We start from the raw sequence: 16,365 nt of genomic DNA, 5'->3' as shown, positions 1-16,365 counted from the left end.
GCCGGTTGCGCAGTTCCCCGCGCCCCTAGACCCGCTTGCGGGTGCGGACCGTGGTCGCTTCTCGCGCAGTTCCTCGCGCCCCTGGGTCGTCGGTCGTGTGCGGACCGTGGTCGCTTCTCGCGCAGTTCCCCGCGCCCCTCAGGCCGCGGGGCGGGGTCAGGTGGTCAGCCAGGTGTCCACTTCGTTCAGGAGTTTTGCCTGGACGTCCTGCGGGGCGGCCGAGGCCCGGATGGACTGGCGGGCCAGTTCCGCGAGTTCGGGGTCGGTGAAGCCGTGGTCGCGGCGGGCGATCTCGTACTGGGCCGCCAGGCGGGAGCCGAAGAGCAGGGGGTCGTCCGCCCCCAGGGCCATCGGCACCCCGGCCTCGTACAGGACGCGGAGCGGCACGTCCCGCGGCTTCTCGTAGACGCCGAGGGCGACGTTGGACGCCGGGCACACCTCGCAGGTGACGCCCTTCTCGGCGAGGCGCCGCAACAGACGGGGGTCCTCCGCCGCGCGCACCCCGTGCCCGACCCGCCGCGCGTGCAGATCGTCGAGGCAGTCCCGCACCGACGCGGGGCCGGACAGCTCGCCGCCGTGCGGGGCCGCGAGCAGCCCGCCCTCGCGGGCGATCGCGAAGGCGCGGTCGAAGTCCCGTGCCATGCCCCGGCGTTCGTCGTTGGAGAGGCCGAATCCGACCACCCCGCGATCGGCGTAGCGGACCGCGAGCCGGGCCAGCGTGCGCGCGTCCAGGGGGTGCTTCATCCGGTTCGCCGCGACCACGACGCGCATCCCGAGCCCGGTCTCGCGGGACGCCGAGTCGACCGCGTCCAGGATGATCTCCAGGGCCGGGATGAGCCCGCCGAGCAGCGGGGCGTACGAGGTGGGGTCGACCTGGATCTCCAGCCAGCCGGAGCCGTCCCGTACGTCTTCCTCGGCGGCCTCGCGCACCAGGCGCTGGATGTCCTCGGGGGAGCGCAGGCACGACCGGGCGGTGTCGTACAGGCGCTGGAAGCGGAACCAGCCGCGCTCGTCGGTGGCCCGCAGTTTCGGCGGTTCGGCCCCGGTCAGTGCCTCGGGCAGCCGCACACCGTACTTGTCGGCGAGCTCCAGCAGGGTGGCGGGCCGCATGGACCCGGTGAAGTGCAGATGCAGATGGGCCTTCGGCAGTGCAGAGACATCACGTACGTGCTCCATCCAGGGATCCTGCCCCACCTGGCCGGATTCCGGCAGCCCCTTTCCCCGATCGGGACCCGTCCCGAACGCAGAAACGGCCCCGGACGCGAAAACGGGCCCCGTGACGGGGCCCGTCCAAGCGGAACGATCCGGCGGGGCGTCAGTCCCGCGCCTCGGCCAGCAGCTTCTGGAGGCGCGAGACGCCCTCGACGAGGTCCTCGTCGCCCAGCGCGTAGGAGAGCCGCAGATAGCCCGGGGTGCCGAAGGCCTCGCCGGGGACGACCGCGACCTCGGCCTCGTCCAGGATCAGCGCGGCCAGCTCGGCGGAGGTCTGCGGGCGCTTGCCCCGGATCTCCTTGCCGAGCAGGCCCTTGACCGACGGGTAGGCGTAGAAGGCGCCCTCGGGCGTGGGGCAGACCACGCCGTCGATCTCGCCCAGCATGCGCACCATGGTCTGGCGGCGCCGGTCGAAGGACTCCCGCATCTTCGCGACCGCGTCGAGGTCGCCCGAGACGGCGGCGAGCGCCGCGATCTGCGCCACGTTGCTCACGTTGGACGTCGCGTGCGACTGGAGGTTGGTCGCCGCCTTGATCACGTCCTTGGGGCCGATGACCCAGCCCACCCGCCAGCCGGTCATCGCGAAGGTCTTGGCGACACCGTTCACGACGATGCACTTGTCGCGCAGCTCGGGCACGATCGCCGGCAGCGAGGTGAACGTGGCGCTGCCGTAGATCAGGTGCTCGTAGATCTCGTCCGTCATCACCCACAGGCCGTGCTCGACGGCCCAGCGCCCGATCGCCTCGGCGTCGGCCTCGCTGTAGACGGCGCCGGTCGGGTTGGAGGGCGAGACGAACAGGACGACCTTCGTCCGCTCCGTACGGGCCGCCTCCAGCTGCTCCACCGACACCCGGTAACCGGTCGTCTCGTCGGCCACGACGTCCACCGGGACGCCGCCCGCAAGGCGGATCGACTCGGGGTAGGTGGTCCAGTACGGGGCCGGGACGATGACCTCGTCACCCGGGTCGAGGATCGCCGCGAAGGCCTCGTAGATCGCCTGCTTGCCGCCGTTGGTCACCAGGACCTGCGAGGCGTCGATCTCGTACCCGGAGTCGCGCAGCGTCTTGGCGGCGATGGCGGCCTTCAGCTCGGGCAGGCCCCCCGCCGGGGTGTAGCGGTGGTACTTCGGGTTGCGGCAGGCCTCGACCGCGGCGTCGACGATGTACTCGGGCGTCGGGAAGTCGGGCTCACCCGCGCCGAAGCCGATGACCGGACGCCCGGCGGCCTTGAGGGCCTTGGCCTTGGCGTCGACGGCGAGGGTCGCGGACTCGGAGATGGCACCGATGCGCGCGGAGACCCGGCGCTCGGTGGGGGAGGAAGGCGGGGGAGTTGCAGCGCTCATGCGGGCCATGCTCCCAGACCTCCGACGGCCCGGGCACCCGCGTTCCACGGAACGGTCAGCATCCGGACAGGAGTACGGGGCACGCCCTTCCGCCGTGGCTCCCGGCCCGGATCCCGGCCCGTTCCGGGGACGGCGGGGAGGCGCCCGGGAGGTGTCGGCGGGCAAGCTGTTCGACGCCGGGCCCCTGACCACGTACACTCACTGCCTGTTGGCCCTCACCGACCACACCACCACATGCGGTAGGTTGGGGGAACCACAAAGGGTCGTAGCTCAATTGGTAGAGCACTGGTCTCCAAAACCAGCGGTTGGGGGTTCAAGTCCCTCCGGCCCTGCTACACACACCTTCGCCAGGTTGTGTGCGCATGTACGTACTTCAATGCACCGCCGTGCGGCTCCACCGGGCGCGGCACGGCCATGACCCGGAATCAGGTGAGTAGCGTGACGGACGCCGTGGGCTCCATCGACATGCCTGATGCCCAGGACGAGGCAGCGGAGTCCAAGGATTCGAAGAAGAAGGCCCGCAAGGGCGGCAAGCGCGGCAAGAAGGGCCCTCTGGGCCGTCTCGCGCTCTTCTACCGGCAGGTCGTTGCCGAGCTCCGTAAAGTTGTCTGGCCGACACGCAGCCAGCTGACGACGTACACCTCCGTGGTGATCGTGTTCGTCGTGATCATGATCGGCATCGTGACGTTGATTGACTCCGGCTTCTCGCAGGTCGTCAAATACGTCTTCGGCTGATCGCGAAGGGCGCCCCTCATCGGCGCCCCTTTCGCATGTTCCACCCGATCTGTAGCCAGGAAGAAGCAGCCACCGTGTCTGACCCGAACCTGAACGACGCCTCCGAGTCGGTCGAGTCCGTCGAGGACGAGCTCGAAATCATCGAGGCGGCCGACGAGGACGAGGCCGAGGCTGCCGACGCCGCTGCGGGCGAAGCGGCCGAAGAGGCTGCCCTGCACGTCGAGTCCGAGGACGACGAGCCCTCCGACGAGACCGAGTCCGACGAAGCCGAGTCCGACGAAGCCGAGTCCGACGACGACGCCGAGGCCTCCCACGAGGACGCGGCCGACGAGGACGCCGACGACGAGGCCGAGGCCTCCGTCGAGGACGGCGACGACGAGTCCGCCGAGGACGAGGCCGAGGAGCCGGCGGAGCCCGCCGAGCCGGTCGACCCGGTCGAGGCCCTGCGCCAGGAGCTCCGCTTCCTGCCCGGCGAGTGGTACGTCATCCACACGTACGCCGGTTACGAGAAGCGTGTGAAGGCCAACCTCGAACAGCGTGCCGTCTCGCTGAACGTCGAGGAGTTCATCTACCAGGCCGAGGTCCCCGAAGAGGAGATCGTCCAGATCAAGAACGGCGAGCGCAAGAACGTCCGGCAGAACAAGCTGCCCGGTTACGTTCTCGTCCGCATGGATCTGACGAACGAGTCCTGGGGCGTCGTCCGCAACACCCCCGGTGTCACCGGCTTCGTGGGCAACGCCTACGACCCGTACCCGCTGACCCTCGACGAGATCGTGAAGATGCTCGCCCCCGAGGCCGAGGAGAAGGCCGCCCGTGAGGCCGCCGAGGCCGAGGGCAAGCCCGCTCCGCAGCGCAAGGTCGAGGTCCAGGTCCTGGACTTCGAGGTGGGCGACTCGGTCACCGTCACCGACGGCCCGTTCGCCACGCTGCAGGCGACGATCAACGAGATCAACGCCGACTCGAAGAAGGTCAAGGGCCTCGTCGAGATCTTCGGCCGCGAGACCCCGGTCGAGCTCAGCTTCGACCAGATCCAGAAGAACTAGCGGCCCCGGCCGCGCCCCTTCCGGAACCAGCACTTCCGAGCAGGTCAGAGGAGCTCTCGCAGCCCCTCTGACCTGCTCGGTTTTTAGCCGCGCAGCTATACCCGTTATCGTTGTGCGGTATGCCTCCATCCGGTTGATCGGATGAAGGCGGTTCACTCTCACTAGGACCCGGAGAGAGCAATGCCTCCCAAGAAGAAGAAGGTCACGGGGCTTATCAAGCTCCAGATCAACGCCGGTGCGGCGAACCCGGCCCCGCCGGTCGGCCCCGCGCTCGGCCAGCACGGCGTCAACATCATGGAGTTCTGCAAGGCCTACAACGCGGCGACCGAGTCGCAGCGTGGCTGGGTGATCCCGGTGGAGATCACGGTCTACGAAGACCGCTCCTTCACCTTCATCACCAAGACTCCGCCGGCCGCGAAGATGATCCTCAAGGCCGCTGGTGTCGAGAAGGGCTCCGGCGAGCCGCACAAGACCAAGGTCGCGAAGATCACCGAGGCCCAGGTCCGCGAGATCGCCACGACGAAGCTCGCCGACCTGAACGCCAACGACCTGGACGCCGCGTCGAAGATCATCGCCGGCACCGCCCGTTCCATGGGCATCACGGTCGAGGGCTGATCTCAGCTCACCCCGTTTGACCTCCAGTGGTAGGGCCAAGCGCTGGCCCGCACCACGACTCCACGCCTGAACAAAAACAGGAGCAGAAGTGAAGCGCAGCAAGACTCTCCGCGCTGCGGACGCGAAGATCGACGCGGACAAGCTGTACGCGCCGCTCGAGGCCGTCCGTCTCGCCAAGGAGACCTCCACGACCAAGTTCGACGGCACCGTCGAGGTCGCCTTCCGCCTGGGTGTCGACCCGCGCAAGGCCGACCAGATGGTCCGTGGCACCGTGAACCTCCCGCACGGCACCGGTAAGACCGCCCGGGTCCTGGTCTTCGCGACCGGTGACCGTGCCGAGGCCGCGCTTGCCGCGGGCGCCGACATCGTCGGCTCCGACGAGCTCATCGACGAGGTCTCGAAGGGCCGTCTGGACTTCGACGCCGTCGTCGCCACCCCGGACCTCATGGGCAAGGTCGGCCGCCTCGGCCGCGTGCTCGGTCCCCGTGGTCTGATGCCGAACCCGAAGACCGGCACGGTCACCCCCGACGTCGCCAAGGCGGTCGAGGAGATCAAGGGCGGCAAGATCGAGTTCCGCGTCGACAAGCACTCGAACCTGCACTTCATCATCGGCAAGGTGTCCTTCGACGACACCAAGCTGGTGGAGAACTACGGTGCGGCTCTGGAGGAGATCCTCCGTCTGAAGCCGTCCGCCGCCAAGGGCCGGTACATCAAGAAGGCGACCATCACCACCACGATGGGCCCCGGTATCACCCTGGACCAGAACCGCACCCGCAACCTCCTCGTCGAGGAGGACCCGGCCGCCGTCTGATCCCTGGGATCACCGGCAGTCGCGGGTTCCGCGTCGCAGCTCCGCTGAGACGCACCTGGACACCGAGACCGGCCCCCGCACCTCGTCAGAGGCGCGGGGGCCGGTCTTTTTGGCGGGCCCGCCGTCCGGACCCCTGGGCTACGGTGGTGGCGATCTTCCGACTGACGATCCATGGGGTGGGGACGACATGAGCAGGTCCGCCAAGCGCGCCGGAATATCCCTGGCGGCGGTCGCCGTCCTGGTGGCCGGCGCGGCCGGCTGCCGGAGCGGGAACGACAAGGCCGCGGACAGCCCGAGCGGCGACGCCGGCCGGGCGGACGTGCGCCTGGCGCTGCGGGCGGCGTACCAGAAGACCTCGGCGGCCGGTTCGGCGAAGGTCACCATGAAGGTCGCCATGCCGTCCGTGGCGCCCGGCGCCGGTGACATGGAGCTGTCCGGCGTCCAGGCCTGGAACCCCGCGTCCATGGACATCACCACGACCACGGCGGCCCTCAAGGAGCGGCCCGGCACACCGGACACGGTCCGTACGGTCCTGGTGAACAACGTCCTCTACATGGACATGGGCGCCGAGTCGGCGAAGAAGACCGACGGCAGGCGCTGGATGCGGATGGACCTCGGCGCGCTCGCCGACGAGGGCGACGGGGGGCTCGTCCAGCAGCTGACGGGCGGCGCCCAGAACCAGGACCCGGCCCAGCAGCTCGCCCTCCTGACCGACTCGCCGAACGTGAAGCACCTGGGCACCGAGCAGATCGACGGCGCCCCGGCGGAGCACTACAAGGGCACCCTGACGCTGGACGAGATGGCCGCCACCCGGAGCGCGGACGGGATGTCCGGGCAGGACCGGCAGAAGTTCGTCGACGGCATGCGGACGGCCGGCATCAAGGGGTACGACACCGAGCTCTGGATCAACAAGGCGGGCTATCCGGTACGGATGAACGTCGGCGTCGACAGCCCGCAGGGCAGGCTCTCGCTGAGCTCGCACTACTCGGACTACGGCACGAAGACCACGGTCCAGGCGCCCCCGGCGGGGGAGACGTACGACTTCGCCGACGCGATGAAGGACCTCGGCCCCGACCTCGGGGACGGCGGCAGCGACGGCGGCGGTTCGGGCCCCGACGCCTGAGCGGGCGCCCGTTCCCGCGTCCCGTCCGGGCGGATTTGCCTGACCCGGACGACGTGACGTACGCTCTCCCAGAAGCCAAAGACCGCTGGTCGTTGCCGTGCCTTCAATCGAAGGGGCGGTGGCCGAAGGATCCGCTGGATGCGGACGACCCGCGCAGGTGACCGTGGAAAGTTCCCGGATGTTTCTCTTCTGAGTACAGCTGGTTGAGCTACGCCCCGTGCGCCTGCGCCGGGGCGTTTCGTTTTGTCCAGCCCCTTCTGAGCGGTCCTCATCACCCGGAAGGAGGCCGACGCTCTATGGCAAGGCCCGACAAGGCTGCCGCGGTAGCCGAGCTCGCGGACCAGTTCCGCAGCTCGAACGCCGCCGTGCTGACCGAGTACCGGGGTCTCACCGTGGCGCAGCTCAAGACGCTGCGTCGTTCGCTCGGTGAGAACGCCCAGTACGCCGTGGTGAAGAACACGCTGACCAAGATTGCGGCCAACGAGGCCGGGATCACTTCGCTCGACGACCAGTTCAACGGTCCGACGGCGGTTGCCTTCATCACCGGTGACCCGGTGGAGTCGGCGAAGGGTCTTCGTGACTTCGCCAAGGAGAACCCGAACCTGATCATCAAGGGCGGTGTCCTTGATGGCAAGGCGCTGTCCGCCGATGAGATCAAGAAGCTTGCGGACCTCGAGTCCCGCGAGGTTCTGCTCAGCAAGCTGGCCGGCGCGTTCAAGGGCAAGCAGTCGCAGACTGCCTCGCTCCTCCAGGCGCTGCCGTCGAAGTTCGTCCGCACCGCGGAAGCGCTTCGCGTCAAGCTCGCCGAGCAGGGCGGTGCCGAGTAATTCGGCTCGCGCATTGATCGCGGCCCTCTAGGGACGCGGTCGCAGCGGGCCGAACGTACGCCCGCCTACATGTACATCCGGCACCCGCCGAATTAGTGGAAGGATCGCCCATCATGGCGAAGCTCAGCCAGGAAGACCTGCTCGCCCAGTTCGAGGAGATGACCCTCATCGAGCTCTCCGAGTTCGTGAAGGCCTTCGAGGAGAAGTTCGACGTCACCGCCGCCGCGGCCGTCGCCGTTGCCGGCCCCGCCGCCGGTGGCCCCGCCGCCGAGGCCGTCGAGGAGCAGGACGAGTTCGACGTCATCCTCACCGGCGCCGGCGAGAAGAAGATCCAGGTCATCAAGGTCGTGCGCGAGCTGACCTCCCTGGGTCTGAAGGAGGCCAAGGACCTCGTCGACGGCACCCCGAAGCCGGTCCTCGAGAAGGTCGCCAAGGAGGCCGCTGACAAGGCTGCCGAGTCCCTCAAGGCCGCCGGCGCCTCGGTCGAGGTCAAGTAACACCTCGCGGGTCCCACGCGGGCCCGCAACCGTCCCGCAGGCGCGTTCGCGCGCCGTTGGACACCGCCAAGGGCGATCACCCATCCGGGTGGTCGCCCTTCGGCGTACCCGCGACGCCTGCCTTGCACGGGCCGTCGCGGGGAGTAAGGTGATCTTCGCCGTCTGCTCGGCGAGGACGCAGGCGTACCCCCGTAACGACTCCCGCGGCGATCTCCGGGGAGCGGAGGGGTCTTGACGAACCGCACGCAGCGCGCAATTCTCAGGACGCGTCGTCACAACGATCCGGATCCGAGGCATGGATCGGCGGCGAAGAGGGCAGTACTTATCTGCGTCTGCGCGGCGCACGGCTGACCGAGGTATCGAGGTACTTGAGAAGAGCAACGCGGGTGTCGAAAAATCCGCCCTGGACATCAGTGTGCCGAGTGGCTACACTGTCCCTTTGCGCTGCCTGTTAGCTGTCCCCTGCCCGTCACCAGGGGCATGCCCTCGCTTGAGCACCTCGGATTGAACCGCCCTGACCTGGCCTCTCCGGCCGAATCGGAAACGTCTCTCTCTGTGCCCACGTGGGACCGGTACGCGCGTAGTGAGTCCGAGCCCTCGGAAGGACCCCCTCTTGGCCGCCTCGCGCAACGCCTCGACCGCCAATACGAACAACGGCGCCAGCACCGCCCCGCTGCGCATCTCCTTTGCAAAGATCAAGGAGCCCCTCGAGGTTCCGAACCTTCTTGCGCTGCAGACCGAGAGCTTTGACTGGCTGCTCGGCAATGCCGCTTGGAAGTCTCGGGTCGAGGCCGCTCTCGAGAGCGGACAGGACGTCCCCACCAAGTCCGGTCTGGAGGAGATCTTCGAAGAGATCTCCCCGATCGAGGACTTCTCCGGGTCGATGTCCCTGACCTTCCGCGACCACCGCTTCGAGCCGCCGAAGAACTCGATCGACGAGTGCAAGGAGCGCGACTTCACGTTCGCGGCCCCGCTCTTCGTCACCGCGGAGTTCACCAACAACGAGACCGGCGAGATCAAGTCCCAGACGGTCTTCATGGGCGACTTCCCGCTCATGACCAACAAGGGCACCTTCGTCATCAACGGCACCGAGCGTGTCGTCGTGTCGCAGCTGGTCCGCTCGCCGGGTGTCTACTTCGACTCCAACATCGACAAGACGTCCGACAAGGACATCTTCACGGCCAAGATCATCCCGTCCCGGGGTGCCTGGCTCGAGATGGAGATCGACAAGCGCGACATGGTCGGTGTCCGCATCGACCGCAAGCGCAAGCAGTCCGTCACCGTCCTCCTGAAGGCTCTCGGCTGGACCACCGAGCAGATCCTCGAGGAGTTCGGCGAGTACGAGTCGATGCGCGCCACCCTGGAGAAGGACCACACCCAGGGCCAGGACGACGCGCTGCTCGACATCTACCGCAAGCTGCGTCCGGGCGAGCCGCCGACGCGCGAGGCCGCTCAGACGCTGCTCGAGAACCTCTACTTCAACCCGAAGCGCTACGACCTCGCCAAGGTCGGCCGCTACAAGGTGAACAAGAAGCTCGGCGCGGACGAGCCGCTGGACGCCGGCGTGCTCACCACCGACGACGTCATCGCGACCATCAAGTACCTGGTCAAGCTGCACGCCGGTGAGACCGAGACGGTCGGCGAGTCGGGTCGGAACATCGTCGTCGAGACCGACGACATCGACCACTTCGGCAACCGTCGTCTGCGCAACGTCGGCGAGCTCATCCAGAACCAGGTCCGTACGGGTCTGGCTCGTATGGAGCGCGTCGTGCGCGAGCGCATGACGACCCAGGACGTCGAGGCGATCACGCCGCAGACCCTGATCAACATCCGGCCGGTCGTCGCCTCCATCAAGGAGTTCTTCGGCACCAGCCAGCTGTCGCAGTTCATGGACCAGAACAACCCGCTGTCGGGTCTCACCCACAAGCGCCGTCTGTCGGCGCTCGGCCCGGGTGGTCTCTCGCGTGAGCGGGCCGGCTTCGAGGTCCGTGACGTGCACCCGTCGCACTACGGCCGCATGTGCCCGATCGAGACGCCCGAAGGCCCGAACATCGGTCTGATCGGTTCGCTCGCCTCGTACGGCCGCGTCAACGCGTTCGGCTTCATCGAGACGCCGTACCGCAAGGTCGTCGACGGCCAGGTCACCGACGAGGTCGACTACGTCACCGCCGACGAGGAGGACCGCTTCGTCATCGCGCAGGCCAACGCCGCGCTCAGTGACGAGATGCGGTTCACCGAGCCGCGCGTCCTGGTTCGCCGCCGTGGTGGCGAGGTCGACTACGTGCCCGGCACCGAGGTCGACTACATGGACGTCTCGCCGCGCCAGATGGTGTCGGTCGCGACCGCCATGATCCCGTTCCTCGAGCACGACGACGCCAACCGTGCCCTCATGGGCGCGAACATGATGCGTCAGGCCGTGCCGCTGATCACGTCCGAGGCGCCGCTCGTCGGCACCGGCATGGAGTACCGCTGCGCGGTCGACGCCGGTGACGTCATCAAGGCGGAGAAGGCGGGTGTCGTCCAGGAGGTCTCCGCGGACTACATCACCGTCGCCAACGACGACGGCACGTACACCACGTACCGGATCGCCAAGTTCGCCCGCTCCAACCAGGGCACCTCGGTCAACCAGAAGGTTGTCGTCGACGAGGGCGCCCGCGTGATCGAGGGCCAGGTCCTGGCCGACGGTCCCGCCACCCAGCAGGGTGAGATGGCGCTGGGCAAGAACCTGCTCGTGGCGTTCATGCCGTGGGAGGGTCACAACTACGAGGACGCGATCATCCTGTCGCAGCGCCTCGTGCAGGACGACGTCCTCTCCTCGATCCACATCGAGGAGCACGAGGTCGACGCCCGTGACACCAAGCTCGGCCCGGAGGAGATCACCCGGGACATCCCGAACGTCTCCGAGGAGGTCCTCGCCGACCTCGACGAGCGCGGCATCATCCGTATCGGTGCCGAGGTCGTCGCCGGCGACATCCTCGTCGGCAAGGTCACGCCCAAGGGCGAGACCGAGCTGACGCCGGAGGAGCGCCTGCTGCGCGCCATCTTCGGTGAGAAGGCCCGCGAGGTGCGCGACACCTCGCTGAAGGTGCCGCACGGCGAGATCGGCAAGGTCATCGGCGTCCGCGTCTTCGACCGTGAAGAGGGCGACGAGCTGCCGCCGGGCGTGAACCAGCTGGTTCGGGTCTACGTGGCGCAGAAGCGCAAGATCACGGACGGTGACAAGCTCGCCGGCCGTCACGGCAACAAGGGCGTCATCTCGAAGATCCTTCCGATCGAGGACATGCCGTTCCTCGAGGACGGAACTCCGGTCGACATCATCCTCAACCCGCTGGGTGTCCCGTCCCGAATGAACCCGGGACAGGTCCTGGAGATCCACCTCGGCTGGCTCGCCAGCCGCGGCTGGGACGTCTCGGGTCTGGCGGACGACTGGGCCCAGCGGCTCCAGGCGATCGGCGCCGACCAGGTCGCCGCCGGCACCAACGTCGCCACCCCGGTCTTCGACGGCGCCCGCGAGGACGAGATCACCGGCCTCTTCGAGGCCACGATCCCCAACCGCGACGGCGACCGGCTGGTCCAGCCCTCGGGCAAGGCCAACCTGTTCGACGGCCGCTCCGGCGAGCCGTTCCCGGACCCGATCTCGGTCGGGTACATGTACATCCTGAAGCTGCACCACCTGGTCGACGACAAGCTGCACGCCCGCTCGACCGGTCCGTACTCGATGATCACCCAGCAGCCGCTGGGTGGTAAGGCCCAGTTCGGTGGCCAGCGATTCGGTGAGATGGAGGTGTGGGCGCTGGAGGCATACGGCGCCGCGTACGCACTCCAGGAGCTGCTGACCATCAAGTCCGACGACGTGACCGGCCGTGTGAAGGTCTACGAGGCCATCGTCAAGGGCGAGAACATCCCCGAGCCCGGCATTCCCGAGTCCTTCAAGGTGCTCATCAAGGAAATGCAGTCGCTCTGCCTCAACGTGGAGGTGCTGTCCTCGGACGGCATGTCCATCGAGATGCGCGACACGGACGAGGACGTCTTCCGCGCTGCGGAGGAGCTCGGTATCGACCTGTCCCGGCGCGAGCCGAGCAGCGTCGAAGAGGTCTGACGGGTCTGACGGGGGCTCGTTGAGAGCCCCCGTCTTCCCCGGGACCCCCCTCAGACCATCTTGAAGAATCGACCCCGAAAGAGGGATTGACGACAAGTGCTCGACGTCAACTTCTTCGACGAGCTGCGGATCGGCCTCGCCACCGCTGACGACATCCGTCAGTGGTCCCACGGTGAGGTCAAGAAGCCGGAGACCATCAACTACCGCACCCTCAAGCCCGAAAAGGACGGACTCTTCTGCGAGAAGATCTTCGGTCCGACCCGGGACTGGGAGTGCTACTGCGGCAAGTACAAGCGCGTCCGCTTCAAGGGCATCATCTGTGAGCGCTGTGGCGTGGAGGTCACGCGTGCCAAGGTGCGCCGTGAGCGGATGGGCCACATCGAGCTTGCCGCTCCCGTCACCCACATCTGGTACTTCAAGGGCGTCCCGTCGCGCCTCGGCTACCTGCTGGACCTCGCGCCGAAGGACCTCGAAAAGGTCATCTACTTCGCCGCGTACATGATCACGTTCGTGGACGAGGAGCGCCGCACGCGCGACCTGCCGTCGCTGGAGGCGCACGTCTCCGTCGAGCGTCAGCAGATCGAGAACCGCCGCGACTCGGACCTCGAAGCCCGCGCCAAGAAGCTCGAGACGGACCTCGCCGAGCTGGAGGCCGAGGGCGCCAAGGCCGACGTGCGCCGCAAGGTGCGCGAGGGTGCCGAGCGCGAGATGAAGCAGCTGCGCGACCGTTCGCAGCGCGAGATCGACCGCCTCGACGAGGTGTGGAGCCGCTTCAAGAACCTCAAGGTCCAGGACCTGGAGGGCGACGAGCTGCTCTACCGCGAGCTGCGTGACCGTTTCGGCACGTACTTCGACGGCTCGATGGGTGCCGCTGCCCTGCAGAAGCGCCTGGAGACCTTCGACCTCGACGAAGAGGCCGAGCGCCTCCGCGAGATCATCCGCACCGGCAAGGGCCAGAAGAAGACCCGTGCGCTCAAGCGCCTCAAGGTCGTCTCCGCGTTCCTGCAGACCAGCAACAGCCCCAAGGGCATGGTGCTCGACTGCGTGCCGGTCATCCCGCCGGACCTGCGTCCGATGGTGCAGCTGGACGGTGGCCGCTTCGCGACCTCCGACCTGAACGACCTGTACCGCCGCGTGATCAACCGCAACAACCGCCTCAAGCGACTCCTTGACCTCGGCGCCCCCGAGATCATCGTGAACAACGAGAAGCGCATGCTTCAGGAGGCCGTCGACGCGCTCTTCGACAACGGCCGTCGTGGTCGCCCGGTCACGGGCCCCGGCAACCGTCCGCTGAAGTCGCTGTCCGACATGCTCAAGGGCAAGCAGGGTCGATTCCGTCAGAACCTGCTCGGCAAGCGTGTGGACTACTCCGCGCGTTCCGTCATCGTCGTCGGTCCGCAGCTGAAGCTGCACCAGTGCGGTCTGCCCAAGGCCATGGCGCTGGAGCTCTTCAAGCCGTTCGTGATGAAGCGCCTGGTCGACCTGAACCACGCGCAGAACATCAAGAGCGCCAAGCGGATGGTCGAGCGCGGCCGCACGGTCGTGTACGACGTCCTCGAAGAGGTCATCGCCGAGCACCCGGTTCTGCTGAACCGTGCGCCCACGCTGCACCGCCTCGGCATCCAGGCCTTCGAGCCCCAGCTGGTCGAGGGCAAGGCCATCCAGATCCACCCGCTCGTCTGCACCGCGTTCAACGCGGACTTCGACGGTGACCAGATGGCCGTCCACCTGCCGCTCTCCGCGGAGGCGCAGGCCGAGGCCCGCATCCTGATGCTGTCCTCGAACAACATCCTGAAGCCGGCCGACGGTCGTCCCGTCACCATGCCGACCCAGGACATGGTGCTCGGCCTCTTCTTCCTCACCACGGACGAGGAGGAGCGCGAGGTGAAGGGCACGGGCCGTGCCTTCAACTCGACCGCCGAGGCGATCATGGCGTTCGACGCCCGGGAGCTCTCGCTCCAGGCGAAGATCGACATCCGCTTCCCGATCGGCACCGTCCCGCCGCGCGGCTGGACCCCGCCGCTCGACGAGGACGGCGAGACGACCTGGCAGCAGGGCGACTCGTTCCGTCTGCGGACGTCCCTGGGCCGCGCGCTCTTCAACGAGCTGCTGCCCGAGGACTACCCGTTCGTCGACTACTCGGTGGGCAAGAAGCAGCTCTCCGAGATCGTCAACGACCTCGCCGAGCGCTACCCCAAGGTCATCGTGGCGGCGACGCTCGACAACCTGAAGGCGGCCGGCTTCTTCTGGGCGACCCGTTCCGGCGTCACCGTCGCCGTCTCGGACATCGTCGTGCCCGAGGCCAAGAAGGCCATCGTCCAGGGCTACGAGGCCCAGGACGAGAAGGTCCAGAAGCAGTACGAGCGCGGTCTGATCACCAAGGACGAGCGCACGCAGGAGCTCATCGCGATCTGGACCAAGGCGACCAACGAGGTTGCCGAGGCGATGAACGCGAACTTCCCCAAGACGAACCCCATCTTCATGATGGTTGACTCGGGTGCCCGAGGAAACATGATGCAGATGCGTCAGATCGCCGGTATGCGTGGTCTGGTGTCGAACGCGAAGAACGAGACCATCCCGCGTCCGATCAAGGCCTCGTTCCGCGAGGGCCTGACCGTGCTCGAGTACTTCATCTCGACCCACGGTGCCCGTAAGGGTCTCGCCGACACCGCCCTGCGTACCGCCGACTCGGGTTACCTGACCCGTCGTCTGGTGGACGTCTCGCAGGACGTCATCATCCGCGAGGAGGACTGCGGCACCGACCGCGGCCTCAAGCTCAAGATCGCGGAACGGGGCGCCGACGGCGTGCTGCGCAAGACCGAGGACGTCGAGACCTCCGTCTACGCCCGCATGCTCGCCGAGGACGTCGTCGTCGACGGCAAGGTCATCGCGCCGGCCAACGTGGACCTCGGTGACGTGCTCATCGACGCCCTCGTGGGTGCGGGTGTCGAGGAGGTCAAGACCCGCTCGGTCCTGACCTGTGAGTCCGCGGTCGGCACCTGTGCCTTCTGCTACGGACGCTCGCTCGCCACCGGCAAGCTGGTCGACATCGGTGAGGCGGTCGGCATCATCGCCGCCCAGTCCATCGGTGAGCCCGGTACCCAGCTGACGATGCGTACCTTCCACACCGGTGGTGTGGCCGGTGACGACATCACGCAGGGTCTGCCGCGTGTCGTCGAGCTCTTCGAGGCCCGTACGCCCAAGGGTGTCGCGCCGATCTCGGAGGCCAAGGGCCGCGTCCGGATCGAGGAGACCGAGAAGACCAAGAAGATCGTCGTCACCCCGGACGACGGCAGCGAGGAGACGGCGTTCCCGATCTCCAAGCGTGCTCGTCTCCTGGTCGGCGAGGGCGACGCGGTCGAGGTGGGCCAGAAGCTCACCGTCGGTGCCACCAACCCGCACGACGTGCTGCGGATCCTCGGTCAGCGTGCGGTCCAGGTCCACCTGGTCGGCGAAGTCCAGAAGGTCTACAACAGCCAGGGCGTGTCGATCCACGACAAGCACATCGAGATCATCATCCGGCAGATGCTGCGCCGCGTGACGATCATCGAGTCCGGCGACGCGGAGCTGCTGCCGGGCGAGCTCGTCGAGCGGTCGAAGTTCGAGACCGAGAACCGTCGTGTGGTCACCGAGGGCGGACACCCCGCCTCCGGCCGTCCGCAGCTGATGGGTATCACCAAGGCCTCGCTGGCGACGGAATCCTGGCTGTCGGCCGCCTCCTTCCAGGAGACGACCCGAGTCCTGACGGATGCGGCGATCAACGCCAAGTCCGACAGCCTCATCGGCCTCAAGGAGAACGTCATCATCGGTAAGCTCATCCCGGCCGGTACGGGTCTGTCCCGCTACCGCAACATCCGGGTCGAGCCCACCGAAGAGGCCAAGGCCGCGATGTACTCGGCCGTCGGCTACGACGACATCGACTACTCGCCGTTCGGCACCGGCTCCGGCCAGGCCGTTCCGCTGGAGGACTACGACTACGGTCCGTACAACCAGTAAGGCGTACGTCCGACGTACCGAAGGGCGCCCACTCCGCTTCGCGCGGGGTGGGCGCCCTTCGGGGT

The 16,365-nt window shown here is 67.6% G+C and carries 11 protein-coding genes and 1 tRNA gene; 10 read left to right on the top strand and 2 right to left on the bottom strand.

All coding sequences use genetic code 11. The features are described from left to right. Positions 1–156 precede the first annotated feature (156 nt). Both ACGF3I_RS22445 and ACGF3I_RS22440 read right to left on the bottom strand, forming a co-directional pair. A complete protein-coding gene (locus ACGF3I_RS22445; protein WP_393134627.1) occupies positions 157–1,176 on the bottom strand; it encodes an adenosine deaminase in 1,020 nt (339 codons plus the stop codon). A 139-nt stretch (positions 1,177–1,315) separates the two neighbouring features. Then, the gene (locus tag ACGF3I_RS22440) at positions 1,316–2,554 is read right to left on the bottom strand and encodes a pyridoxal phosphate-dependent aminotransferase (RefSeq protein ID WP_393134625.1); all 1,239 of its coding nucleotides are present in this window, start codon (positions 2,552–2,554) and stop codon (positions 1,316–1,318) included. Between the two features lie 259 nt (positions 2,555–2,813). Here ACGF3I_RS22440 and ACGF3I_RS22435 point away from each other — a divergent pair. The 10 genes from ACGF3I_RS22435 (at position 2,814) to ACGF3I_RS22390 (ending at position 16,300) form a co-directional block, all read left to right on the top strand. After that, positions 2,814–2,886, top strand: a tRNA-Trp gene (locus ACGF3I_RS22435). A gap of 106 nt (positions 2,887–2,992) precedes the next feature. After that, entirely contained in the window at positions 2,993–3,289 is a 297-nt protein-coding gene (secE, locus tag ACGF3I_RS22430; RefSeq protein WP_053731183.1) for a preprotein translocase subunit SecE, read from the top strand. Between the two features lie 74 nt (positions 3,290–3,363). Then, the gene (gene nusG, locus ACGF3I_RS22425) at positions 3,364–4,332 is read left to right on the top strand and encodes a transcription termination/antitermination protein NusG (protein ID WP_393134623.1); all 969 of its coding nucleotides are present in this window, start codon (positions 3,364–3,366) and stop codon (positions 4,330–4,332) included. Between the two features lie 180 nt (positions 4,333–4,512). Beyond that, positions 4,513–4,947: a 50S ribosomal protein L11 gene (gene rplK / locus ACGF3I_RS22420; RefSeq protein WP_053731185.1), complete on the top strand. Its 435-nt coding sequence runs from the start codon at positions 4,513–4,515 to the stop codon at positions 4,945–4,947. 88 nt (positions 4,948–5,035) lie between these two features. Further along, complete coding sequence (rplA, locus tag ACGF3I_RS22415; RefSeq protein WP_189963093.1) at positions 5,036–5,758, top strand: 50S ribosomal protein L1; 723 nt, start codon at positions 5,036–5,038, stop codon at positions 5,756–5,758. Between the two features lie 187 nt (positions 5,759–5,945). Continuing rightward, positions 5,946–6,881: a hypothetical protein gene (locus ACGF3I_RS22410; RefSeq protein WP_393134621.1), complete on the top strand. Its 936-nt coding sequence runs from the start codon at positions 5,946–5,948 to the stop codon at positions 6,879–6,881. A 296-nt stretch (positions 6,882–7,177) separates the two neighbouring features. Next, positions 7,178–7,708: a 50S ribosomal protein L10 gene (rplJ, locus tag ACGF3I_RS22405; RefSeq protein WP_053731188.1), complete on the top strand. Its 531-nt coding sequence runs from the start codon at positions 7,178–7,180 to the stop codon at positions 7,706–7,708. Between the two features lie 113 nt (positions 7,709–7,821). Continuing rightward, the gene (gene rplL, locus ACGF3I_RS22400; protein ID WP_393134619.1) at positions 7,822–8,205 is read left to right on the top strand and encodes a 50S ribosomal protein L7/L12; all 384 of its coding nucleotides are present in this window, start codon (positions 7,822–7,824) and stop codon (positions 8,203–8,205) included. 613 nt (positions 8,206–8,818) lie between these two features. Beyond that, positions 8,819–12,304, top strand: a complete 3,486-nt coding sequence (gene rpoB, locus ACGF3I_RS22395) for a DNA-directed RNA polymerase subunit beta (RefSeq protein ID WP_161244510.1) — start codon at positions 8,819–8,821, stop codon at positions 12,302–12,304. A 96-nt stretch (positions 12,305–12,400) separates the two neighbouring features. After that, positions 12,401–16,300, top strand: a complete 3,900-nt coding sequence (locus ACGF3I_RS22390; protein WP_393134617.1) for a DNA-directed RNA polymerase subunit beta' — start codon at positions 12,401–12,403, stop codon at positions 16,298–16,300. Positions 16,301–16,365: the final 65 nt, after the last annotated feature.

The organism is Streptomyces sp. NPDC048111 (assembly GCF_043202815.1).
GTDB lineage: Bacteria > Actinomycetota > Actinomycetes > Streptomycetales > Streptomycetaceae > Streptomyces.
This window is presented reverse-complemented; position numbering and strand designations above follow the sequence as displayed.

What these genes read in the sequence shown, in the direction of transcription:
- rplK (WP_053731185.1), top strand. Translation starts at nt 4,513, where the DNA reads ATGCCTCCCAAGAAGAAGAAGGTCACGGGGCTTATCAAGCTCCAGATC.
- ACGF3I_RS22410 (WP_393134621.1), top strand. Translation starts at nt 5,946, where the DNA reads ATGAGCAGGTCCGCCAAGCGCGCCGGAATATCCCTGGCGGCGGTCGCC.
- ACGF3I_RS22445 (WP_393134627.1), bottom strand. Translation starts at nt 1,176, where the DNA reads ATGGAGCACGTACGTGATGTCTCTGCACTGCCGAAGGCCCATCTGCAT.
- rplJ (WP_053731188.1), top strand. Translation starts at nt 7,178, where the DNA reads ATGGCAAGGCCCGACAAGGCTGCCGCGGTAGCCGAGCTCGCGGACCAG.
- ACGF3I_RS22440 (WP_393134625.1), bottom strand. Translation starts at nt 2,554, where the DNA reads ATGAGCGCTGCAACTCCCCCGCCTTCCTCCCCCACCGAGCGCCGGGTC.
- rplL (WP_393134619.1), top strand. Translation starts at nt 7,822, where the DNA reads ATGGCGAAGCTCAGCCAGGAAGACCTGCTCGCCCAGTTCGAGGAGATG.